This is a genomic window from Clostridium caldaquaticum (assembly GCF_023806125.1).
Classification (GTDB): domain Bacteria; phylum Bacillota; class Clostridia; order Clostridiales; family Clostridiaceae; genus Clostridium_AT; species Clostridium_AT caldaquaticum.
The window spans coordinates 63,861-85,779 of record NZ_JAMSKT010000002.1 but is presented as its reverse complement, the minus strand read 5'-3'; the positions used below and the strand labels follow the sequence as shown (position 1 = coordinate 85,779).

At 31.6% G+C, this 21,919-nt stretch carries 27 protein-coding genes; 2 read left to right on the top strand and 25 right to left on the bottom strand.

The window, feature by feature from the left end; genetic code table 11:
- Positions 1–255: 255 nt before the first annotated feature.
- The 11 genes from wecB to M2651_RS01670 form a co-directional block, all read right to left on the bottom strand.
- The gene (gene wecB, locus M2651_RS01720; RefSeq protein ID WP_252130603.1) at positions 256–1,416 is read right to left on the bottom strand and encodes a non-hydrolyzing UDP-N-acetylglucosamine 2-epimerase; all 1,161 of its coding nucleotides are present in this window, start codon (positions 1,414–1,416) and stop codon (positions 256–258) included.
- A 117-nt stretch (positions 1,417–1,533) separates the two neighbouring features.
- Positions 1,534–2,163: a uracil phosphoribosyltransferase gene (upp, locus tag M2651_RS01715; protein WP_252130602.1), complete on the bottom strand. Its 630-nt coding sequence runs from the start codon at positions 2,161–2,163 to the stop codon at positions 1,534–1,536.
- Positions 2,164–2,175: 12 nt separating this feature from the next.
- Positions 2,176–2,625: a ribose 5-phosphate isomerase B gene (gene rpiB / locus M2651_RS01710; protein WP_252130601.1), complete on the bottom strand. Its 450-nt coding sequence runs from the start codon at positions 2,623–2,625 to the stop codon at positions 2,176–2,178.
- A 93-nt stretch (positions 2,626–2,718) separates the two neighbouring features.
- Positions 2,719–3,174, bottom strand: a complete 456-nt coding sequence (locus M2651_RS01705; RefSeq protein ID WP_252130600.1) for a low molecular weight protein arginine phosphatase — start codon at positions 3,172–3,174, stop codon at positions 2,719–2,721.
- An 18-nt stretch (positions 3,175–3,192) separates the two neighbouring features.
- Positions 3,193–4,242, bottom strand: coding sequence for an L-threonylcarbamoyladenylate synthase (locus M2651_RS01700; RefSeq protein ID WP_252130599.1), 1,050 nt, complete (start codon positions 4,240–4,242; stop codon positions 3,193–3,195).
- A gap of 31 nt (positions 4,243–4,273) precedes the next feature.
- Positions 4,274–4,957, bottom strand: a complete 684-nt coding sequence (locus M2651_RS01695; protein WP_252130729.1) for a ZIP family metal transporter — start codon at positions 4,955–4,957, stop codon at positions 4,274–4,276.
- A gap of 186 nt (positions 4,958–5,143) precedes the next feature.
- A complete protein-coding gene (locus M2651_RS01690) occupies positions 5,144–5,719 on the bottom strand; it encodes a hypothetical protein (RefSeq protein ID WP_252130598.1) in 576 nt (191 codons plus the stop codon).
- Positions 5,720–5,746: 27 nt separating this feature from the next.
- Positions 5,747–6,826 carry a peptide chain release factor 1 gene (gene prfA, locus M2651_RS01685; protein ID WP_252130728.1) on the bottom strand — a complete coding sequence of 360 codons (1,080 nt, stop codon included), beginning with the start codon at positions 6,824–6,826 and terminating at the stop codon, positions 5,747–5,749.
- Between the two features lie 70 nt (positions 6,827–6,896).
- Positions 6,897–7,748, bottom strand: a complete 852-nt coding sequence (gene prmC / locus M2651_RS01680; protein WP_252130597.1) for a peptide chain release factor N(5)-glutamine methyltransferase — start codon at positions 7,746–7,748, stop codon at positions 6,897–6,899.
- Positions 7,723–8,679, bottom strand: a complete 957-nt coding sequence (locus tag M2651_RS01675; RefSeq protein ID WP_252130596.1) for a DUF1385 domain-containing protein — start codon at positions 8,677–8,679, stop codon at positions 7,723–7,725. The genes prmC and M2651_RS01675 overlap by 26 nt, the downstream gene beginning before the upstream one ends.
- A 27-nt stretch (positions 8,680–8,706) precedes the next feature.
- Positions 8,707–9,312 (bottom strand): thymidine kinase, encoded by a 606-nt coding sequence (locus M2651_RS01670; RefSeq protein WP_252130595.1) that lies wholly within the window; start codon positions 9,310–9,312, stop codon positions 8,707–8,709.
- A gap of 185 nt (positions 9,313–9,497) precedes the next feature.
- On the opposite strand from M2651_RS01670, the gene rpmE reads away from it, so the two are divergent.
- Positions 9,498–9,707, top strand: a complete 210-nt coding sequence (gene rpmE, locus M2651_RS01665; RefSeq protein ID WP_252130594.1) for a 50S ribosomal protein L31 — start codon at positions 9,498–9,500, stop codon at positions 9,705–9,707.
- Positions 9,708–9,727: 20 nt separating this feature from the next.
- Here the strand turns inward: rpmE and rho are convergent, their stop codons facing one another.
- The 11 genes from rho to M2651_RS01610 form a co-directional block, all read right to left on the bottom strand.
- Positions 9,728–11,212, bottom strand: coding sequence for a transcription termination factor Rho (gene rho, locus M2651_RS01660; protein ID WP_252130593.1), 1,485 nt, complete (start codon positions 11,210–11,212; stop codon positions 9,728–9,730).
- Positions 11,213–11,391: 179 nt separating this feature from the next.
- Positions 11,392–11,736, bottom strand: a complete 345-nt coding sequence (locus M2651_RS01655) for a hypothetical protein (RefSeq protein WP_252130592.1) — start codon at positions 11,734–11,736, stop codon at positions 11,392–11,394.
- A gap of 124 nt (positions 11,737–11,860) precedes the next feature.
- On the bottom strand, positions 11,861–12,817 hold the full coding sequence (locus M2651_RS01650) for an acyl-CoA dehydratase activase (RefSeq protein ID WP_252130591.1): 957 nt from the start codon (positions 12,815–12,817) through the stop codon (positions 11,861–11,863).
- A complete protein-coding gene (locus M2651_RS01645; protein WP_252130590.1) occupies positions 12,798–13,895 on the bottom strand; it encodes a 2-hydroxyglutaryl-CoA dehydratase in 1,098 nt (365 codons plus the stop codon). Before M2651_RS01645 ends, M2651_RS01650 begins: the two co-directional genes overlap by 20 nt.
- Positions 13,867–14,787, bottom strand: coding sequence for an acyl-CoA dehydratase activase-related protein (locus M2651_RS01640; RefSeq protein ID WP_252130589.1), 921 nt, complete (start codon positions 14,785–14,787; stop codon positions 13,867–13,869). The genes M2651_RS01645 and M2651_RS01640 overlap by 29 nt, the downstream gene beginning before the upstream one ends.
- A 184-nt stretch (positions 14,788–14,971) precedes the next feature.
- The gene (locus tag M2651_RS01635; protein WP_252130588.1) at positions 14,972–15,178 is read right to left on the bottom strand and encodes a DUF1657 domain-containing protein; all 207 of its coding nucleotides are present in this window, start codon (positions 15,176–15,178) and stop codon (positions 14,972–14,974) included.
- A 32-nt stretch (positions 15,179–15,210) separates the two neighbouring features.
- Positions 15,211–15,564 carry a stage V sporulation protein AE gene (gene spoVAE, locus M2651_RS01630; protein WP_252130587.1) on the bottom strand — a complete coding sequence of 118 codons (354 nt, stop codon included), beginning with the start codon at positions 15,562–15,564 and terminating at the stop codon, positions 15,211–15,213.
- Between the two features lie 17 nt (positions 15,565–15,581).
- Entirely contained in the window at positions 15,582–16,583 is a 1,002-nt protein-coding gene (spoVAD, locus tag M2651_RS01625; RefSeq protein WP_252130586.1) for a stage V sporulation protein AD, read from the bottom strand.
- The gene (gene spoVAC / locus M2651_RS01620) at positions 16,584–17,063 is read right to left on the bottom strand and encodes a stage V sporulation protein AC (RefSeq protein WP_252130585.1); all 480 of its coding nucleotides are present in this window, start codon (positions 17,061–17,063) and stop codon (positions 16,584–16,586) included.
- Between the two features lie 14 nt (positions 17,064–17,077).
- Positions 17,078–17,938, bottom strand: coding sequence for a DUF421 domain-containing protein (locus M2651_RS01615; RefSeq protein WP_252130584.1), 861 nt, complete (start codon positions 17,936–17,938; stop codon positions 17,078–17,080).
- 15 nt (positions 17,939–17,953) lie between these two features.
- Positions 17,954–18,160, bottom strand: coding sequence for a DUF1657 domain-containing protein (locus M2651_RS01610; RefSeq protein WP_252130583.1), 207 nt, complete (start codon positions 18,158–18,160; stop codon positions 17,954–17,956).
- Between the two features lie 308 nt (positions 18,161–18,468).
- Here M2651_RS01610 and M2651_RS01605 point away from each other — a divergent pair, with 308 nt between their 5' ends.
- Positions 18,469–19,185 carry a YetF domain-containing protein gene (locus M2651_RS01605; RefSeq protein ID WP_252130582.1) on the top strand — a complete coding sequence of 239 codons (717 nt, stop codon included), beginning with the start codon at positions 18,469–18,471 and terminating at the stop codon, positions 19,183–19,185.
- A gap of 52 nt (positions 19,186–19,237) precedes the next feature.
- Here the strand turns inward: M2651_RS01605 and pyrG are convergent, their stop codons facing one another.
- The 3 genes from pyrG to M2651_RS01590 all read right to left on the bottom strand — a co-directional run bounded on the left by pyrG (position 19,238) and on the right by M2651_RS01590 (position 21,899).
- Positions 19,238–20,848 (bottom strand): CTP synthase, encoded by a 1,611-nt coding sequence (gene pyrG / locus M2651_RS01600; RefSeq protein ID WP_252130581.1) that lies wholly within the window; start codon positions 20,846–20,848, stop codon positions 19,238–19,240.
- 204 nt (positions 20,849–21,052) lie between these two features.
- On the bottom strand, positions 21,053–21,358 hold the full coding sequence (locus tag M2651_RS01595; RefSeq protein WP_252130580.1) for a ribose-5-phosphate isomerase: 306 nt from the start codon (positions 21,356–21,358) through the stop codon (positions 21,053–21,055).
- A gap of 127 nt (positions 21,359–21,485) precedes the next feature.
- Complete coding sequence (locus M2651_RS01590) at positions 21,486–21,899, bottom strand: YwiB family protein (protein WP_252130579.1); 414 nt, start codon at positions 21,897–21,899, stop codon at positions 21,486–21,488.
- Between the last annotated feature and the right edge of the window lie 20 nt (positions 21,900–21,919).

Genomic DNA, 21,919 nt, shown 5'->3' with positions numbered 1-21,919 from the left:
GTATTCCTTATAAGCACATAACAATTATTAATTGTTATGCCCTCCGTATTCCTTATAAGCACATAACAATTATCAATTGTTATGCCCCCTATGTTTCTCTTTTGATTATTGACAATTGCAATTTGTTTTATTCTTTAAATATATTATTAATATATAAAATTTCCTGAAAAGTGTGAAAAAAATGCAATAAAATAAAAAACACCTAAGTCTTTAATTATTAAAAATTAAAAACTTAAGTGTAAATCTATACTAGTATTATTCATTGCTTCCAATAAATTCTTCAGCTCTCTGTTTTTTATATCCAAAACTATAAAGTATAGCATCAACTATCCTTTTAGAAGCCTTGCCATCACCATAAGGATTTATTGCTTTTGTCATCTTTTCGTATTCATCTATATTTCTTATTAATACTTCAGCAGTTTTAATAATATTTTCCTTATTAGTTCCAATAAGCTTTACAGTTCCAGCTTCAACTGCTTCTGGTCTTTCTGTTACATCTCTCAAAACTAGTACTGGTTTTCCCAAATGTGGAGCTTCTTCCTGAAGTCCTCCTGAATCTGTCATAACCATAAAACATCTATTCATAAGATTATGAGTCTCTTTAGTATCTAGAGGTGGAAGCAGATGTACTCTATCCAATCCATCTAAATATTTATAAACTGTATCTTTTACAACAGGATTCAAATGCACAAGATAAACTAGTTCAACGTCTTTATTTGTCTCTACTAGATACTTTAAAGCCTTACATATGTTTTCTATACCATCTCCCCAATTTTCTCGCCTATGAGCAGTAACCATAATTACCTTTTTATTTTTATAATCTATTGTATTTAAAACTTCAGTTATAAATTTATAATTTTCTTCAACTGTATAATCCATTGCATCAATTACAGTATTTCCTGTTACAAATATATTATTTTTATCTAGACCTTCTTTTAAAAGATTATTTTTAGAACCAACAGTAGGTGCAAAATGAAAATCTGTAATAGCACCAGTCAATTTTCTATTCATCTCTTCCGGAAATGGAAAATACTTATCAAAAGTTCTAAGTCCTGCTTCCACATGCCCTACTTTAATCTGCTTATAAAAAGCTGCTAAAGCACCTGCAAAGGTTGTAGTAGTATCACCGTGCACAAGTATCAAATCAGGTTTCTCTGCTTCAAATATTTCTTCCAGTCCTTCTAATACTCTTGTAGTAATAGCTGTTAAGCTTTGCTTTGCTTGCATTATATTCAAATCAAAGTTAGGAGTTATATTAAATAAATCTAAAACCTGATCAAGCATTTGTCTGTGCTGAGCTGTAACACAGACTAAAGAATCTATTTCTTCCCTTTTTTCTAATTCTTTTATAAGGGGAGCCATCTTTATAGCCTCAGGTCTTGTACCAAATATAGTTATAACTTTAATCTTCTGCATTTTAATCCTCCTGATATTACTATAATCCTGTAATCAAATATATATTATACTATTAATATTTAATTTATGAAATATATAAAAAGGATATAAGACTCAGTGCTTATATCCTTTCATAAGTTATTTAGTTCCAAAAAGTCTGTCTCCTGCATCACCTAAGCCTGGTACTATGTATCCATGTTCATTTAATTTTTCATCTACAGAAGCAATATATATATCAACATCTGGATGTGCATCCATAACTGCTTTAATGCCTTCCGGAGCAGCTATTAAACACATAAGCCTTATATATTTAGCACCTTTGTTCTTAAGAAGTGTAATAGCATCTACAGCTGATCCACCTGTTGCAAGCATTGGGTCTGTTACTATTACATCTCTTTCTCCAATATCCTGAGGAAGCTTACAAAAGTATTCAACTGGTTTTAAAGTTACTTCATCTCTGTATAAACCTATATGTCCAACCTTAGCTGCAGGTATAAGTCTTAACATTCCATCTACCATACCAAGCCCAGCTCTCAATATTGGAACAATAGCCATCTTTTTGCCAGCAAGCATTTTACATTTTGTTTTACAAATAGGAGTTTCTATTTCTACCTCTTCTAATTCTAAATCTCTAGTAACTTCATAAGCCATTAACATAGCTACTTCTTCAACAAGTTCTCTAAAATCCTTAGAACCAGTATTTTTATCTCTTATAAAAGCTAATTTGTGTAAAATTAATGGATGTGCTATTTGTGTCACTTTACTCATATCTATTTCCCCCTATTTCTTATATTTACTTTCAATATCACTAATTTTATTTATTCTTCTCAAGTGCTTATCTCCCATGAAACTAGCACTTAAAAAGGTATCAACTATATCAAGTGCAAGACCTCCGCCTATTACTCTGGCTCCCATTGCTAATATATTTGCATCATTATGCTCTCTTGAAGCGTGAGCACTGAATGTATCATTACATAAAGCTGCTCTGATTCCTGGAACTTTATTTGCTGCAATGCTGATTCCAATTCCTGTACCACATATTAAAATACCATAATCATAATTCTTAGCTGCAACCTCTTCTGCAACTTTTACAGCATAATCAGGATAGTCACAGGAAGCTTCAGTGAATGCACCAAAATCCTTCAACTCATATCCTTTATCCTCTAAGTGCTTAATAATTTCATTTTTTAAGTAGAATCCAGCATGATCGCTTCCTACTGCAATTTTCAATTTAATTCCTCCTTGCCTTCAATATTTATAGGATAACCTAAATATTGTTTGATAATTTGAAATTTTTTATTACAAAAAAAGAAGATAATAGTACTAATGAGTACCTTTACCTTCTTTTAATTTATCAATTAATAATACTATACTGTTTTTTAATGAATTAAAGGTTTTAGTATAAACAGCTTTATCGCCGCCATAAGGGTCTAAAACGTCCCCTTTTATGCCGACATATTCATTTAAAGAGTATATTTTATTTTTCATGTGTGAAAATTGACTTAAAAGCATATCTTTCATATATGAAGTCATTGTTAATACCAAATCAGAATTATTTAACATATCCTCTGTAAGCTGTACAGCTTCCCTTGCAGATATATCAGTATCCAAATTTTCCTTAACTAAAACAGCTGAATTTACAGAGGTTTTACTATTTTTTACAACTGCAAGCCCTGCGGAAATAGCTGCTACATTATCAAGTGTACAAAGTTTATTGAATATAGCTTCAGCCATACAGCTTCTGCACGTATTTCCTGTACAAACAAACAATATCTTCATACACTTAACCTCCAATCATTATACCTTAATAATGTCAAATCCAGCGGATTTTCTTAGTCTGTTCATGACAGCGGCACCAAACTCATTTTCTTCAAAGGACTCTGATAATATTATATCTACTTTAGCATCATCAAAACTTCTTAAGGCTTCAAAAAGATTTTTCCCTATCTCTCTCATATTATGTCTACTTCCAAGAGATATGACTAAAGCATTAGAATACTTATCTACACTTTCATCTGTAGCTAGTATTCCAACTTTCTTATTTTCATCTATATTATTTTGCACTATTTCATTGATTTTTGCAATAGTTTTTTTCAAATCTCCCTCAATAATTTTAAGCGGAGCTTTTGGAGCATAGTGCCTGTATTTCATACCAGGAGCTTTAGGCTTTAAATTCTCCTCTGGCTTTAGCATGATAGCAGGGTCTACGTATATAGAAGGCTCTATTTCTCTAAGCATTTCTAAAGTAATTCCACCTGGTCTTAATACACAAGGGGGATAAACAGTACAATCAACTATAGTAGATTCGAGCCCTACCTGACAACTTCCTCCACCAAGTATTAAGTCTACTCTGCCTTCTAAATCTTCAATACACCTTTGAGCTTCTGTAGGGCTTGGTCTTCCAGATATATTTGCTGAAGGCGCCGCCACAGGTACGCCTGCAGCCTTTATAAGCTCCCTTGCTATTATATTGGAAGGCATTCTAATACCTACACTTGGAAGGTTTGCACTTGTTATCTCTGGAACTATAGCAGATTTATTAAGTATTATCGTTAATGGTCCTGGCCAAAACTTTTCCATAAGTTTATGAGCTATTTCTGGTACATCTTTAACTAAAGGCTTTATATCGAAATCTGCTACATGAACTATAAGAGGATTGTCCTGAGGTCTTCCTTTTGCAACAAATATTTTTTTTACAGCTTCTGCATCTAAAGCATTAGCTCCAAGACCATAAACTGTTTCTGTTGGAAAAGCTACAAGTCCTCCTTCTCTTAAAATTTTTCCTGCTTCTTCTATCCTATCCTTATCTATATTGTTAATATCTACCATAACAACTTTTGTATTCATCTTACATACCCCTTTGGTATTTATAAATTAATTAAAGTACCTTTGTCATTATAAGTCCAAGCATAATTCCAGTCAATATACCAATACTGCTTGTTATACCATCCCAAAGCTTATTGGATTCTGGAAGCATCTCACCACAAACCACATACATCATTATCCCTGAAGCAAAAGCAAGACAAGCTCCAAGCACATTTTGGGAAATACTGCCTATATAAGCTCCTATCCATGTACCTACAGCCGTAGGAAATGCAGTCAGGAAAGCATAAAGCAATATTTTGGATATCTTAACATTAGAAACCATAAGAGGTGCAGAAACTGCTATGCCTTCTGGGATATCATGTATAGCTATAATTAAACTCATCTTTAGCCCAAGACTTTCTCCTGCAAGAAAACCACACCCCATAATAACACCTTCTGGAAGATTATGAAGCATAAGACCTAGTGCTGCCATAAAAGCAACCTTTATGTGTTTGTTTTCACTAAAGCTACTGTGACTTATATTAATTTTAGTATCAATTATTATTATTGTTATTATTCCAATGAGACAAAACAATAAAGTTCCTATAAAATTCCAGTTTTCCATGGCACTAGGAATTAAATCAAAAACTACTATGGAAAGCATAAGCCCCCCTGCAAAACCTATTATTGCTCCGAGCAATCTGTCTGAAGGTTTCTTAATAACTACTCCTAAAGAAGCTCCTATCATAGTTCCCATTAAAGATACAGTACTTCCTAAAAGTACAATTAAAATTAAGTTGGCCTTGTCCACTAATTCATCACTCCTATTTTATAAGTTCACTAATAAAATATCTATAATTTTTACTAGATATTTTTAAAACTACCTATCACTATACATTTTATTTTCAAAATTAAGAGTGAAGAACTAATAACGAATAATTTATCAATTCCTATATTCCTTTATTTTATTAATTGCTTCCTCACTATATTGTGCAAGAAGACAGTTTCTATATATTAAATCCAAAAGCCTATATTTATGAAAACCTCCTTTGTTAATTGTAATATAAAAATAATTATTCTCTGGATAATGTTTTTTTATTCTATAATATTGATGAGCTAAATATGGATACTTCTTCATTAAACTTTCATCTATTACTCTTATATTCTTGCTTCTAAACTTTGAACTAGTTATTAAAATTATATTTATATCAGATCCTTCTCCCTCTACATGAACAAAAATAACTTTATCACAGGCTATGCTAATCTCATCTCCAAACCTTCTTAATTTAATCTTTAATTTATACTTTTCCATATTATAACTTAAGTAATTACTGTTTATAGTAACTAACACAGCAATTAATACTAAAGACTCAATTAAGAATAAATATACTAAAAAGAAAATATCGAACCTTCCTGAAATAACTAAAGCTAAGGGGAGTACAAAAAAAATAAAGCTCAAGAAAAGCAGAAACCTTTTATGAGACTTATCTTGCTTTCTTATAGCTTTATCAATATTCATATAATCGCACCTCGAAATATTTATGAATTACTGGTTATTTCCCATTGCCTCCATCTTTTTAGCTTGATCTTCAGTAATGAGAGCATCTATCATTTCATCAATATCTCCATCCATAAAGGCATCCAGCTTGTATAGTGTAAGTCCTATTCTATGGTCAGAAACTCTTCCTTGAGGATAGTTATAGGTTCTGATTCTTTCGCTTCTATCTCCTGTACCCACCTGACTTTTTCTTTCCTCAGCTATACCAGCATTCCTTTCAGCTTCAGCAATTTCATAAAGCCTTGAAGCTAATACTTTCATAGCTTTTTCTTTATTTTTAAGCTGTGATTTTTCGTCCTGACAGGAAACTACTATACCTGTTGGAATATGCGTTATTCTTACAGCAGAATCTGTAGTATTAACGCTCTGTCCACCATGTCCTGATGAACGGAAAACGTCTATTCGTAAATCATTTGGATTTATGTTTACTTCAACTTCATCAACTTCCGGAAGCACAGCTACTGTAGCCGTTGAAGTATGAATTCTTCCGCTTGATTCAGTGTCAGGTACTCTTTGAACTCTATGCACTCCACTTTCATATTTCAGCTTACTGTAAGCCCCTTGCCCACGAACCATAAAAACAACTTCTTTTACGCCTCCGATGTCAGTTTCATTTAAACTCATAAGCTCTACTCTCCATCTGTGGCGTTCTGCATATCTTGTATACATTCTAAATAGATTAGCTGCAAATAAAGCTGCTTCCTCTCCGCCAGCTCCTCCCCTTATTTCTATAAATACGTTCTTATCATCATTTGGATCCTTTGGAAGAAGAAGTATTCTAAGTTCTTTTTTTAATTCTTCAGCCTTCTCAGTAAGTTCTTTTATTTCTTCCTGAGCCATTTCCTTTAATTCTTTTTCAATATCTTCATTTAACATTTCCTTATTGGCTTCAATATCTTCAACTGTTTTTCTGTATTCTCTATATTTGTTTACAATTATCTCTAAATCTGCATGTTCCTTGCAGAGTCTTTGCCATTCCTTTTGGTCTGCCATTACTGAAGGGTCACTTATTTTTCTTGAAAGCTCTTCATATTTATTTTCTATAAAATTAAGACGATCTAACATTATATAATCACTCCATATTTTATTTTCACAATTAACTATTATAACATAGGAAATAATAATTGCGAAGATTTTTTTATTTTTTATAACCTAAAACTGTTCTATCCAATCCTGCTAAATCTTTTACAACTCTTATATCAGTATACCCATACTCCAAAAGTATAGCCTTAACCTCTTCTCCTTGGTCATATCCTATTTCATAAGCCAGCACACCTCCAGCTTTCAAAACCTTTATGCTCTGCTCTGTAATTTTTCTGTAAAAATCCAGACCATCCTCTCCGCCCCATAGTGCGATATAAGGCTCATAATCTTTTACATCCTCCATCAAAGTAGGTATTACCTCTGTTTTTATATATGGAGGATTTGATACTATAATATCATAACTTAAATTTTCTTCCAAAGCATACGCTAGCAAATCACTCTTTATAAAACGCACTCTATCTTCTAAGGATAGAAATTTAATATTTTGTAAAGTAACACTTAAGGCTTCGTCAGAAATATCTACACAATCCACATTTACATAATTTAAGATTTTAGCAATTGAAAGTCCTATTGCACCACTACCACAGCACACATCGCAAATTCTAGAAAATTTTTTAGACCTTATTTCCTTCAAAGCCTCTTCTACTAAAATTTCTGTATCAGGCCTAGGTATTAAAACACCTTCTTTTACAAAAAAGTCTATTCCCATAAACTCACACTTTTTCAGTATATATTTTAAAGGCATTTTATTTTTTCTTTTCTCAATTAACCCAAAATATTCTTTAACCTTATCTTCATGAATCTCCATATCTTTATTAATAATTATAGACATTCTATCTAAGTTTAAAACATGCCCTAAAATCAGCTGGCAATCAAGCATGTAGCTTTCTATATTATTTATTTTTAAAATTTCATAACCTTTAGATAACAGCTCCTGTACCTTCAACTTCTTCCTCCATTTTTTCTTCTTTATCCTCTATTCCTTCCGCAGCTTTTAATGCAGCAATTGCCACCTCTAATTGACTTAAATCTGGTTCCTTTGTAGTAAGCTTTTGAAGCATAAGCCCTGGATAAGATAGAAACTTAGATAATTTACTATTACTTTTTCCCATCCATTTTATCATTTCGTAAGTAATACCTGAAACTACGGGAAGCAGTATAATCCTGTATAAAATTCTCTCCAGCAATGAATTCCAACCTGTAAGAGAAAAAAGAATAATACTTATAATCATAACCAAAAATATAAAATTCGTTCCACATCTAGGGTGAAGTCTTCCAAACTTCTTTGCATTTTCAGCAGTAAGTTCAACATCATTTTCGTAACAAAATATAGTCTTATGCTCCGCTCCATGATACTGAAAAACTCTTTTTATATCTTCCATTTTGCTTACGAAATAAATGTAAAGCAAAAATATGCTGACTCTTATTATACCCTCAATTATATTAAGCAATACAGCGTTTACCTGTAAAGCTTTCTTGAAAAAATTAGCTGCGAAAGTAGGTAGTAAAAAAAACAGCAGTATCGTAAAAGCTAGCGACACTAAAAGCGATATTCCTGCTATTACATCATTGCTTTTATCTTTAAACTTTTCTTCAAACCACTTGTCAAACTTTGAACTTTCCTCACCATCATCAAAAAATTCAGCAGAATAATTCAGCGTTTTTATTCCCACTACCAAAGATTCCATAAGAGAAACAAAACCTCTAATAACAGGCAAACCTAAAATTTTATATTTTTTTGTATAGGGAATAAATTCTTTTTTATCTATAACTATTTCTCCATTTGAAGTTCTAATAGCAGTAGCAATACCGCAATTTCCTCTCATCATTACCCCTTCAATTACGGCCTGTCCCCCAACATTAACTTTCTTATTCATATACTTACCTCTCAATTAATTATTTTACTATGACATAATATTTTTTTCATATTCTTTTTTAAACTTTAAATAACATTTAGGACAAAGAGCTTGATACTCTATATTATCTTCCTTATCAATAGCTATTTGTTTTCCTTCAAATACAAACTTGCCATTAACCATTCTTCCATTTAAAAGAGCCTTTTTGCCACATTTACATATATTTTTAAGTTCTTCAATGCTGTGAGCTAAAAGAAGTAATCTGGAACTCCCCTCAAAACCCTTCATCTGAAAGTCTGTCCGAAGTCCGTAGCATATTACAGGAATATCCATCAAAACAGCAATTTCAAAAAGTTCATCTATATGTTTGCTCTTAAAAAATTGCACTTCATCAACAAGAATACAATCTATTTTCCCATTTATATCAATCCATTTTTCTACTTCCTTGTATATATTCTCATCATCATTTATTATAAGATCTGCTTTCCTAGTTACTCCAAGTCTCGATACAACTTTATTCCCACCCTTTGTATCCGTCCTTGGTTTAATTATAATTACCTTCATGCCTCTTTCTTCGTAATTATGTGCAACTTGAAGAAGGTTTGTTGATTTTCCACAATTCATAGCACCATATCTAAAATATAATTTACTCATTTATTCTGCTCCTTTTAAATAAAATGCATAAATATATTTTATCAAACATAAAGAATATATTAAAGAAAAATATTTATCCTATAAAACTCCAATTTTCTTATATATTGACTTAAAACAAAAGCTTATGTTATAATTATCTAGTTGAGAATATGGATACATATTCAGAATCGAAAGAGGTGAAAAAAATGAGAGAAGGCATACATCCAAATTACAACCACGATGCAGTGGTTAAGTGTGCATGTGGAAATACTTTTACAACTGGTTCTGTTAAAAAAGAACTAAAAGTAGAAATATGCTCTAAATGCCACCCATTCTTCACTGGCCGTCAAAAGATAGTTGATGTTGGCGGAAGAGTTGAAAAGTTCAGAAAGAAGTTCAACATGACAGAAGAATAAAAAAGTCAATGGGAAAGATATTATCTTTCCCATTTTTCTTTTACATTATCCTTATTTAAAACATCAAGCTTTGTAAACATTTCAAGAAATTCTTCGTTGCTTTTAGTCTTTGACATAAGTGCAATAAGCTTTTCTGTCACTGCATCAGCGTTATTTTCCCTATACATAATCTTTCTGATATTAAAGGCAACCTCCTGCTCTTTTTGAGTTAAAAGTAAATCTTCTCTTCTGGTACCTGATTTGTAAATATCAATAGCTGGGAATATTCTTCTTTCCTGAAGCTTTCTATCTAAATGCACTTCCATATTTCCTGTTCCCTTGAATTCTTCAAAAACCATGTCGTCCATTCTGCTTCCTGTTTCTATAAGTGCAGTAGCAAGAATAGTAAGACTTCCACCTTCTTCTATGTTTCTTGCAGCTCCAAAGAATTTTTTAGGGTTTATTAGTGCTCCTGGATCAAGTCCTCCAGAAAGTGTTCTTCCTGTAGGGGTTATTGTTAAATTATAAGCTCTTGAAAGTCTTGTCAGGCTGTCTAAAAGTATAACTACATCCTGCCCCTGTTCAACCATCCTTTTAGCTCTTTCAAGCACCATTTCCGAAACTTTTGCATGATGCTCTGGTTCCTCGTCAAAAGTGGAATATATAACTTCTCCTTGGATAGAACGCTGCATATCAGTAACTTCTTCAGGCCTTTCATCTATTAACAGCACTATTAGCTTAACCTCTGGATGATTTTTTGCTATGCTATTTGCAACTTTTTTAAGAAGGGTTGTTTTACCTGCCTTAGGCGGTGCCACTATGATTCCTCTTTGACCTTTTCCTATAGGTGAGATTATGTCCATAAGCCTAGAAGATAAATCTAAAGAACTTGTTTCAAGTTTTAATCTTTCATCTGGATAAATTGGTGTTAGTGTCTCAAAACGCTTTCTTCCAACTGCTCTTTCTGGATTTTCACCATTTATAGACTGCACATATAATAATGCTTTAAACTTCTCGCCTTCTTTAGGTATTCTAACCTTTCCTTCAACCATGTCCCCAGTTCTTAAATTGAACCTTCTTATTTGAGATGGCGAAACATAAATATCACTTGGACCTGATAAGTAATTTTCTCCTCTTAAAAAACCAAAATTGTTTTCTATAACTTCCAATACACCTTTAGCTGTATCAGATTCGCTAATCATTTCTTTAAGCCGTTCTCTTTTTTCCTCGATAGATGGTCTTTCTTCCTGAACTTCAATCTTTGTTTCTATAAAAGAACTTATAGGCTTTACTTCTTCCTTTTGTATATTAGAAACAGACTCCTCATTAACTACTTCAACTTCTTTTTTGGGAGTAATCTTTTCTCTTAAAACAATACCATCTTTCTCTATAGAAGCTGGAGATATCTTTCTTATTTCTTCAATTAATTCAGCTTTTTTAAACTTAGATATATTTTTTACTCCTAGTTCCTTTGCTACTTCTCTAAGCTCAACCAGAGTCATATTTTCAAAATCCTTGTTTGGCAAACAATGCACCTCCAAATATTCATTTGTATATAAAATCTTAGGGAATTTTATAGGGAGATTAACTGAAAGGTTATATTTATAAATTATATACTATTTTATATTTTTAATCCATATAATTTCTAGAAAAATACTATTTATAATTAAAAAACATGAAAAAAGAGTGAAAATCATCTCCACTCCTATATCATAGCATAAACTCTTTTGTTAAACTGATTAAATTTATTTATCCTTTGATGAACCTTATGCCCATTACCAATAAAAAATAAAGGCATTCCTAATACTTCGCAACCGCCTATAAACATATCTCTTTTTATAAACTCATTTATATTATAACTATAATAATGGTATTCTCCACACAGTGGACATTTTAATTTAAAATTTACTTCTTTGTTTCTATTAAATTTTATATCAAGTTCAGGAAAGCTACTACTTACTTTATCTAATTCAAACAATGAAAATTCCTTTATTTCATATTGTCCATAGAGATTTTTTAAGGCAATGCTTACTTCTGTATTAAGCAGCACCCTTCTCACCTCCTCAGTTTTCATTACTTATATTTAATAATTCTATAACTTTTTATAAAATCCTTCAAAAAATATGACATTTTTTGTCCTTTTTCAATAATTTAATTCGACAAAATAAACCTCATTAAATAGCAATTTTACTGCTCCATTTACCGCATCTATCACCAAAGCATCCAATTGCATTTTCATTTTCATGAATCTTTACAACCTCACACTTGTTTGGACAATCTTCACATTCAAAACTTTTAGAAACAAAATTACTATCAGCAAGGCTCAATCCTTTGAAATTTGTTTTTCCTGCCCTTTCTGCTGCAGTTCTTGCAATAATTGCAGCACCTATAGCTCCCATCATATTGTAATGCTCCGGGACTACAACTTCAAACCCCAAAGCATTTTCAAAAGCTGCCTTCATACCCTTATTTGCAGCAACTCCACCTTGGAAGAAGACCTTAGGCACAATCTCCTTGCCCTTACCAATATTATTAAGATAATTTCTAACTAGAGCATCACAAAGTCCTCTAATGATGTCTGCTTCATTATATCCAAGCTGCTGCTTATGTATCATATCAGATTCAGCAAAAACTGCACATCGTCCAGCAATTCTAACAGGAGTATTAGACTTTAAAGCATAATCACCAAATTGTTCAATTGGAATATCAAGCCTTTCTGCCTGCCTGTCAAGAAAAGATCCTGTACCAGCTGCACATACTGTATTCATTGCAAAATCCGTAACAACTCCATTATTTAGAACTATAATTTTAGAATCCTGCCCTCCAATTTCAATAATAGTTCTAACATCTTTGTCAATTTCAAGAGCAGCAACTGCATGAGCCGTTATCTCATTTTTCACTGCATCACCGCCAATCAGAGTTGATGCTATATGTCTGCCGCTTCCTGTAGTACCAGCAGCACCTATTTTTACTCCATCATATTTGCTTTTTAAAATTTTAAAACCTTCTTGTATTGCTTTTATAGGTCTACCTTTTGTTCTTAAATATAATTTTTCAACTACATTCATTTTGCTGTCTAATAGAACAAGATCAGTACTAACTGAACCTACATCAACACCTAGATAATACATTATTTCTTCTCCTTTCAAGTAAGTCTATAAATGCTTCTATTCTAGTAACATAACCTGCTTCTCCAGTCATTTCATCTACAACAAGAGACATTATTGGAAAATCCTTGTCCTTTGATATTTTTGGCAGAATTGCTTTTGAAACAATTTCAGGCATACAACCCATAGGAAATATTTGAATAGCTCCATCAAAACCTTCATTATATGCCAACACTGCCTCTCCTACACATTCTCTTGCATGACCGCCGATGCCAAATGAAAGATATTCTTTAGACCCTCTTTTAATGTCAAGTGAATTTAGTTTTGTTGGAATTAATGCAGTATTTTTCACCCACCAGCTAGGTGTAAGTCTTCTTTTAGTTGAAACTCCATAATCCATGAGCTTATCTTCTATATATAAATTAGAAAATGGTTCAATTATAGTATATATTTCACCTATTATTGCGATTTTAATTGGATTTCTATTTGAATCTATTGTTATATTTTTTATTTTATTTTTATAATCTAACAGCAGTCTAATCATCTCTTTAGGACTACTGGAATTTAAAACATCTCTCCTTAAGCAGCTTAAAATTTTTTTAAACTGACCTTTTGACTTTTCATAGCCGGCAAGATAATGTGCTGCTGCTTCTATTTCATCTATCAGATTCATAATTTTTATAGAATCGAACAAAACTTTTATTTGCTCATATTTAGACTTAGAGCTGTTTAAAGATATTTTGTTTATTCTTTTAAATAATTCTTTAATTCCTATATCTAAAGGTGCATCAATTACAATAAAATCTAATTTATGCCCTAGTTTTTTCAATAAATTCATTTGCATTTCACAGTATTCACCAAATCTGCAAGGACCACAGCTCCCTGTAAGTATTATTGTGTCTGCCCCCTGCTCAATTGCTTGAATATAATTACCTATCATTATTTTAAAAGGCAGACATATTTCTTCCGGTGAGTATAATGAACCAATCTCAAGTGATAATTTACTATTTGATGGAGGTATAACATAATCTATTCCTAGTCCATCAAATAGAGCCTTTGCTGCTAAATATACATTACCCATGTGTGGAAATGTTATTTTCAATATAAACCCTCCTTTCAAGCATATCTACAAATGCTTCTACTCTTGTATCAAGACCTGCTTCACCTGTATGTTCATCAACTTTAAGTATCATAAATGGAAAATCCCCTATTTTATCCTTTATTAATTCAACTATTACAGAATCAATACCACAGGCAAAAGATGAAATATAAATAATACCATTAATCATTTTTTTATTAACTGAATGTGTAGCAAAACCATAAGCATTTCTAGCAAAGGTCCAAAATGGTTTTTTATAAAGTGTTTTAACTTCATCTTCTATTGATTCATCATCAACATATTCCTCAGTTATAACTCCAACCCCTAGCTTATTAAGCTTCTTAACTATATTCATATTGATAAAACTATCATAAATATTATATGGATGACCTGCTAATGCAACATTTATATTATAGTTCTCATTTTTTATTCCAGTTACAAATCTGAGCTGTTCTCTAAGTGCAGTATCAAAAGCCTTCTGTATTACCCACTTATCTTTTGTAATTTCCTTACCTGCTTCCTTAGCCCAACTGTTTAATTTATTATGTGAAGTTGCATAAATAGGTGCTGTTATTACCTTTGGCATATCAGATATACTATTTAATATCATTTCTGGAAGTCCACAAAATTTCGGACAAATATATTCTCTTTTTCTAATCTGCATTATTCTAGGTATTACCATAATGTCACATTTATCTTTCAATAAAGAAACATGTCCATGGAATATTTTAATAGGCAAACAAGCTTCATCAACACAACATTTAACACCTTCATCTAATATTTCTTTAGTTGTATCTGAAGATGTAACAACTTCAGCTCCAAGCTCAGTAAAAAAAATATGAAAAAAGGGATAGTATTTATAATATAAAAGTCCCTTAGGAATTCCTACCTTCATAATTACCTCCAAATATTAAATAACACTACACTTGAGTATTTTTACCAATAATTTATTAAATTATTCTGATAAAATTGAACAATAAAAGAGGAGATTGAATTTTCTCCTCTTTTATTATGATAAGAATAAATGTTATATAAATTCTTACCTTAAATTTTATTATATAATTTCGTTGTTTTTATAACTATTGCTCTTTGTATTGTGGTTCTTGCTGTTCAATGTATTTCAGTCTTCCTTCTAAAATTTGTAATGCATCATCAAATGTTTTTGCTAATTGTTGAAAATCTTTTTTAGCTGCCTTATCTTGTGTTTGTAACGCAAAGCTTTTCATTGTAGCTGATGCTGATTGAACTCCAGCTATTGCCTGCTGCATCTGTGTTCCTACTGTCATAGTTATCACCTCCTTTCACGTATTTTTATGTACTAGCCTTTGGGTCTGAACACTATTGATGCTAAAAATCCAAAAATTATTGCTGCGGAAATACCTGCACTTGTTATTTCGAATATACCTGTAAGCACTCCTACAACACCTGTTTGTTCAGCTTCCATTAAGGCTCCTTTTACTAATGAATTACCAAAACTGCTTATAGGTACAGATGCACCTGCACCTGCAAATTTAACTAATGGGTCATATAAACCTACCCCCCCTAATATAGCACCAACTACAACCAATGTACTCATTGTATGAGCAGGCGTAAGTTTAAAGACATCCATCATTATCTGCCCAATAACACAGATAATTCCACCAATTACAAATGCCCAAATAAAAATCGCCAATTTTTAACTCTCCTTTCTTAAATCTCAATGGATACTGCATGTGCAATACATGGAATGCTTTCCTTTTGCTGATAAGATAATGGAGATAACAATGCTCCTGTTGCAACAACCAATATTCTTTTAAGTTCGCCTTTATTCATACGTTTAAGTAAATGTCCATATGTAACAGTGGCAGAACAGCCGCATCCGCTGCCTCCAGCCATTACTGGCTGGTCTTTCTTGTATATTAAAAGTCCGCAATCAGTAAATATTTCTTTAGGAATTTTCAATCCTTCTTTATCCAATAAGTCGCCTGCAATTGTGTGACCAACTCTTCCCAAATCCCCTGTTGCAATTAAATCATAGTAAGATGGATCTATTTTTAAATCTCTAAAATGTGCTTCTATAGTATCTACTGCTGCAGGTGCCATGGCAGCCCCCATATTATATGGATCTGAAAGACCCATATCAACAACTCTTCCAATTGTGGCAGAAGTTACCTTTGGACCTTTCCCGTTATGAGCTACTAGAGCAGCACCGGCTCCTGTTACTGTCCATTGAGCAGTAGGCGGCTTTTGCGCTCCATATTCTGTAGGATACCTAAATTGTTTTTCAGCTGCTACATTATGGCTGGAAGCTCCTGCTACTACGTATCTTGCCGACTTACTGTCAACTAGTAAAGATGCTAATGCAAGTCCTTCCATAGAACTGGAGCATGCTCCAAATATACCCAAAAAAGGCATACCTAGTGTGCGTGCTGCAAAACTACTAGATATAATCTGATTCATTAAATCTCCGCTTATAAAAAATTGTACATCTTCTTTTTTCATTTTTGCTTTATTAATTGCTGTCTCACAAGCTTGTTCCAGCAGCTTTTTTTCTGCCTTTTCAAAACTATCTTGACCAAGCCATACATCTGAATGTAGATAATCAAAATCCTCTGCTAATGCTCCATTAGCCTCAAAAGGACCTCCTACAGCTGCCGATGCTATTATTACGGGCTTTGATTGAAAAACCCATGTTTGATGACCTTTAAGCATTTACATCCCACCTAACCATTTAATAGTTAATTTAACTATTGCAACAATAAAAGCAGAAAATACTCCAAATGCAATTACTGAACCTGAAAGTTTAAACATATTTCCTCCAACACCAAGAACATATCCTTCTGTTTTATGTTCTATTGATGCAGAAGCTATAGTATTTGCAAATCCAGTAACAGGAACAGCAGTACCTGCACCAGCCCATTGTGCAATGTGATCGTACACCCCAAATCCAGTAAGCAGAACAGAAATTATTATTAAAACAGCAGAGGTAGGACTACCAGCAGTTTTTTCATCAAAACCAAAATATTTTATAAAAAACCACTGCAAAACTTGGCCTATTAAACATATAAGACCTCCAACTAAAAAAGCTCTTATGCAATTTTTAAAAACTGGTCGCTTTGGCTCTCTATCCTTTGCAAAGTCCTGATATTCCTGCTGAATAGGAGTTAGTTTTTTCTTTTTCTTATCAGACATGGTTTCATCACCTTCTATCGCAATAAATATGGTTCTAGTCTATCCATGACTTTTTTTATCTTACCAGCATTTTCTGAATACATTTGTTTAACTTGTAAATCATTAGTTTCTAATGAAAAGCTGAGCAAATCAGCCTGTACCTTTGAAATTGTTGCATATAAAAGCTCCTTAACCTGAGGCTGTACAACTTGTATTGAATCATCAAATAAATCAAGAAACAAATCTCCCGATGAATCTACCTGACCAATAAATACATTATCAAGCGATACTCCTGCATTTGATAATTGAATTTTTAACCATTCTCTATTTAACCCTATTGTTGATAATGGTTCATCTAAAATATTTCCATCTAATATTACAGTTTGCGGCTCAGTTGCTGGTGCAACTTTTATTTTCATGTCGTGAGCAGTAATAGGTTTTTTATCTGACTTTAATAAAACATTTACCTCTCCTGTAGCTTCCATAACTGCAAATTCAACATCTGCTAGATTAAAAGCATTTTTTGTTCTTAATTCTCTTAACAGTTCTTCACCTGTAAACTTAACTTGCTTTAGACTTTCCTCCATAACTTTTCCATCTTTTATTAATACAGTTTCTTTTCCATTTATAAAATCATGAACCCACTTGCTTTTCATAGCTATGTAATCTAAAGCTATAGAAAAGAAAAACCAAACCGCTAACGCAATAAATCCAAATGCAATATTCGGTATCAGTCCTAATGATATTACCGATGCAATAACAGCAATAACAATATAACTTATGAATTTAAAAGGTGTCATTTTTGATAAACTATTTTTGCCGATAATTCTTACTATAAATAATGTTAAAAAAAACAAAATTATAGTCCTTAAAAGCACCACAACGAAATTCTGCATTTTGTAGGCCACCTCCTAATTCCCTTTATATTGAGGTTCCTCAAACTCTAAAGTTTTTAATCTGTTTTCTATATCACTAATAACTGCCTCTACTGTTTGTAATTCTTCTTTATAAACTTTTTTTTCTTCTTTATTTCGACTTTGAACCGAATAAATTTTTAATGTACTTTCAATTCCTTTTAAACTAGCTAATGTCTGTTTTACATTTGAAGCTATTGTCATTTATATCAACTCCCTAAATAACAGCTGGTTTTATTTTTTCGCACTTATCCAAAAATATAACTGGAATATATTCCCTATATCTTTTTTTTCTTATGAAGAAAATATAAACTAATAAATACAAAAATTATAAATACTAGAGTTAATATTGCCTTAATTTCTAGTTTCATGATAATATCCTCCTTATTTGTTCCCACTTACAAACTGACTATTAAAATTCATTTTTGACTTAACTTGAATAATTTCGAAAAATCTGCCCAATGCTATTATTGTTACATAGGAAAAAATTTTTATACAAAGGGGTATTTGAAATGAATGACTTGATTGATATATTTTTACAAACATTAATAGCTTTCTTTGCAATACTGTTTATTACAAGGATACTTGGACGTCAGCAGGTAGCCCAGCTTACTGTACACGAATACATAAACGGTATTACCTTTGGTTCTATTGCTGCTACTGTAGCTACTGACTTAGGTCAGTCTACCTGGGGACATATAATAGGGCTGTTTTTATTTGGAGCTTTAACTTTTTTGATGACATACCTATCAAAAAAAAGCAGAAATTTGTCTAAAATAATTCAGGGAGAACCTATACTTGTTATTCAAGATGGTCATATTCTTGAAAAAAATTTAACAAGATTTAACTATACCGTCGATGATTTAACTCATTTGTTAAGACAAAAGGATGTATTTAATATTCAGGATGTTAAATACGGCATTTTAGAAACAACTGGAGAACTTAGTATAATGAAAATAGCTCAAAAGGAAAATGTAAAGGTAGAAGATATAAATTTAAAGACAACCCAGGAAGAGCTTAATACGGAAATTATTGTTACTGGAAATATTATTTATGAAAATTTAAAGAAAAGAAATATTTCTGTAAAATGGCTAACTAGCCAATTAAAAATGATGGGTGTAAAAGATATTAAAGACATTTATTATGCAACTTTAGACAAAGATAAAAAAATATATATAGATTATTTTAATGATAATTTAAATAATCCTGTTGATATTACTGAACCATGATTGTTATTAGTCATTTATAAATTAAGGCGTACAAAATGTACGCCTTAGAAAACTATTTTTTATTATTAAGTGAAGCTTTTATAAAATCTCTAAACAAGGCATGAGGTCTATTTGGTCTTGATTTTAACTCTGGATGGAATTGTACACCAACAAACCAAGGATGATCTTTAACTTCTATTATTTCTACTAGTCTATTATCTGGACTTGTTCCACTAAGTACTAATCCTGCTTCAGTTAAGTTTTTTCTAAACTCATTGTTAAACTCATATCTATGCCTATGCCTTTCATATATAAGTTCTTCACCATAAGCTTTAAATGCATTGCTGTCTTTTGTAAGTTTGCAAGGATAAATACCAAGCCTCATTGTACCGCCTTTTTCATCTATATCTTTTTGTTCTGGCATTAAATCTATTACTGGGTAATTAGATTCTGGATTTATCTCTGAAGTATTAGCATCTTTATAATTCAATACATTTCTAGCAAACTCTATCACTGCACACTGCATTCCAAGACATATTCCAAGGAATGGTATTTTCTTTTCACGTGCATATCTAATAGCCTCAATTTTGCCTTCTACTCCTCTGTCTCCAAAACCTCCCGGCACTAAAATACCATCAATTTCTGATAAAATTTCATCCACATTATCTTTACTCAAATCCATTGAATTAATCCACTTAATATTTACATTTGCATCATTATAAAATCCACCATGACTTAAAGCTTCAACAACAGAAATATAAGCATCGTGAAGTTCAACATATTTACCTACTAATGCAATATTAACAGTCTTTGATAAATTCTTTATTTTATTAACCATGGAAATCCATTCACTATTATCAATCTCTGCACAATCTAAATTTAGCTTATCACAAACTAAAACATCTAAACCTTCCTCATGAAGCATAAGAGGAACTTCATATAAGTTTTCGGCATCTAAATTCTGAATAACAGATTTACCATCAATATTACAAAACAGCCCAATCTTACTTTTTAAATCTTCTGATAATGGCTTTTCAGAACGACATACTATAATATCTGGTTGAATACCAATGCTTCTTAATTCTTTTACAGAGTGCTGCGTTGGTTTAGTCTTAAGCTCTCCAGCTTTTCCTAAAAAAGGTACTAATGTAACATGAATAAAACATACATTTTCTCTTCCAACCTCATATTTTATCTGTCTTATAGCTTCTAAAAACGGGAGAGATTCTATATCTCCAACAGTACCGCCAATTTCAGTTATAACAACATCTACTTCTCTTTCTTTTGCTACTCTATATACCCTGTCTTTAATTTCATTAGTAATGTGAGGAATAACCTGCACAGTTCCACCTAAGTAATCTCCTTTTCTCTCCTTAGAAATTACAGACCAATAAATTTTACCTGTAGTAACATTGCTGTTTTTACTTAAATTTTCATCAATAAATCTTTCATAATGTCCTAAGTCTAAATCTGTTTCAGCACCATCATCAGTTACAAAAACCTCCCCATGCTGATAAGGACTCATTGTGCCTGGATCTACATTTAAATATGGGTCAAACTTTTGAATAGAAACATTAAGACCTCTATTTTTTAAAAGTCGTCCTAAAGATGCTGCAGTAATACCTTTTCCTAAAGAAGAAACAACTCCGCCTGTTACGAATATATATTTTGTATTATTTTTCATACATATCTGCTCATAAAATCTATTTAGAGCAGATTTCACCCCCTAACTTTTTTAAATGATATTGACAATTTACAATTAAACGATTATAATAAATATTACCCTATAAAATAAAATGGGAATTCTTTGTTTTAAAATACTTAAATATAATAGCACAACTTTTTACATTATGCTATATATTTTTTTGTTTTTTGTCAAAATTATTCTCTAAATAATAGTCTTATTAATTATATTCTCTGCCTCAAAATACATGTCTCTAAATTCCTTGTTAATAAAAAACTTTTCTTCAGCTTTTTTAATATTATAATTTATATACTTTTTGCTTTCTATTGAAAAATCTTTCTGAAAGCTTACTATATCCGTGCATTTATACTTCTTCAAAAGTAAAAACAATAAATATTTACACTCTCTGTCCTTTAATATTTTTACTTGTTCTTCTTTATTTATTCCTTTAATTTGGCATATAACCTCTAATATTTTAATATATTTATCTTCTTTATTTAACACATCCATGATTATCACTCCCTTGTTTTTAAGCAAAATGAATTATTTTCATTATTGTCAAATAAATTCAATCATAAACAATTTTTATAAATAAAAAATAAAAACAGAGAATAAACTTCCCTGTTTTAAAAAATTATTATGCTTTAATATTAACCTTTAACATAGTTCCCTGAGGTTTTTGTCCAGCTATTACCATGTTATAGTTTATAAATACTTCCCCTCCATTATCATCAATAGATACGTTAAGCTCCGTAGTTTCTATTTTGAGCTCTAATACTCCATAAGGAGTACTGTATATAGTTTTATCTTTATTTCCTTCAGAAAATTTCATATCGCCAGTAGTAGTTCCCACTCTTGAAAGTAAAAAATCCTTTGGTGATATTTTTAATGTTGTAGTAGTTCCTTCCATCCCCGACAATTCTGTTTCATTGTATACAGCGTAATAAAACCCATCCTCTTTATAAAATTCACCAGGAGTAACTACTTCTATTGTATTATCATCTAAATCTTTCTGCTTGCTGGTTATTGTAATAATAGCCTTTTTTCTCATGTTTTTCACTCCAATTGTTA

Excerpts from the sequence above, each read along its gene's own strand:
- wecB (WP_252130603.1), bottom strand. The coding sequence starts at position 1,416 with ATGCAGAAGATTAAAGTTATAACTATATTTGGTACAAGACCTGAGGCT.
- upp (WP_252130602.1), bottom strand. The coding sequence starts at position 2,163 with ATGAGTAAAGTGACACAAATAGCACATCCATTAATTTTACACAAATTA.
- M2651_RS01705 (WP_252130600.1), bottom strand. The coding sequence starts at position 3,174 with ATGAAGATATTGTTTGTTTGTACAGGAAATACGTGCAGAAGCTGTATG.
- M2651_RS01700 (WP_252130599.1), bottom strand. The coding sequence starts at position 4,242 with ATGAATACAAAAGTTGTTATGGTAGATATTAACAATATAGATAAGGAT.
- M2651_RS01695 (WP_252130729.1), bottom strand. The coding sequence starts at position 4,957 with ATGGGAACTATGATAGGAGCTTCTTTAGGAGTAGTTATTAAGAAACCT.
- M2651_RS01690 (WP_252130598.1), bottom strand. The coding sequence starts at position 5,719 with ATGAATATTGATAAAGCTATAAGAAAGCAAGATAAGTCTCATAAAAGG.
- M2651_RS01675 (WP_252130596.1), bottom strand. The coding sequence starts at position 8,679 with ATGAATAAGAAAGTTAATGTTGGGGGACAGGCCGTAATTGAAGGGGTA.
- M2651_RS01670 (WP_252130595.1), bottom strand. The coding sequence starts at position 9,312 with ATGAGTAAATTATATTTTAGATATGGTGCTATGAATTGTGGAAAATCA.
- rpmE (WP_252130594.1), top strand. The coding sequence starts at position 9,498 with ATGAGAGAAGGCATACATCCAAATTACAACCACGATGCAGTGGTTAAG.
- M2651_RS01650 (WP_252130591.1), bottom strand. The coding sequence starts at position 12,817 with ATGTATTATCTAGGTGTTGATGTAGGTTCAGTTAGTACTGATCTTGTT.
- M2651_RS01640 (WP_252130589.1), bottom strand. The coding sequence starts at position 14,787 with ATGAAGGTAGGAATTCCTAAGGGACTTTTATATTATAAATACTATCCC.
- M2651_RS01635 (WP_252130588.1), bottom strand. The coding sequence starts at position 15,178 with ATGACAGTAGGAACACAGATGCAGCAGGCAATAGCTGGAGTTCAATCA.
- spoVAD (WP_252130586.1), bottom strand. The coding sequence starts at position 16,583 with ATGCTTAAAGGTCATCAAACATGGGTTTTTCAATCAAAGCCCGTAATA.
- spoVAC (WP_252130585.1), bottom strand. The coding sequence starts at position 17,063 with ATGTCTGATAAGAAAAAGAAAAAACTAACTCCTATTCAGCAGGAATAT.
- M2651_RS01615 (WP_252130584.1), bottom strand. The coding sequence starts at position 17,938 with ATGCAGAATTTCGTTGTGGTGCTTTTAAGGACTATAATTTTGTTTTTT.
- M2651_RS01610 (WP_252130583.1), bottom strand. The coding sequence starts at position 18,160 with ATGACAATAGCTTCAAATGTAAAACAGACATTAGCTAGTTTAAAAGGA.
- M2651_RS01605 (WP_252130582.1), top strand. The coding sequence starts at position 18,469 with ATGAATGACTTGATTGATATATTTTTACAAACATTAATAGCTTTCTTT.
- pyrG (WP_252130581.1), bottom strand. The coding sequence starts at position 20,848 with ATGAAAAATAATACAAAATATATATTCGTAACAGGCGGAGTTGTTTCT.
- M2651_RS01595 (WP_252130580.1), bottom strand. The coding sequence starts at position 21,358 with ATGGATGTGTTAAATAAAGAAGATAAATATATTAAAATATTAGAGGTT.
- M2651_RS01590 (WP_252130579.1), bottom strand. The coding sequence starts at position 21,899 with ATGAGAAAAAAGGCTATTATTACAATAACCAGCAAGCAGAAAGATTTA.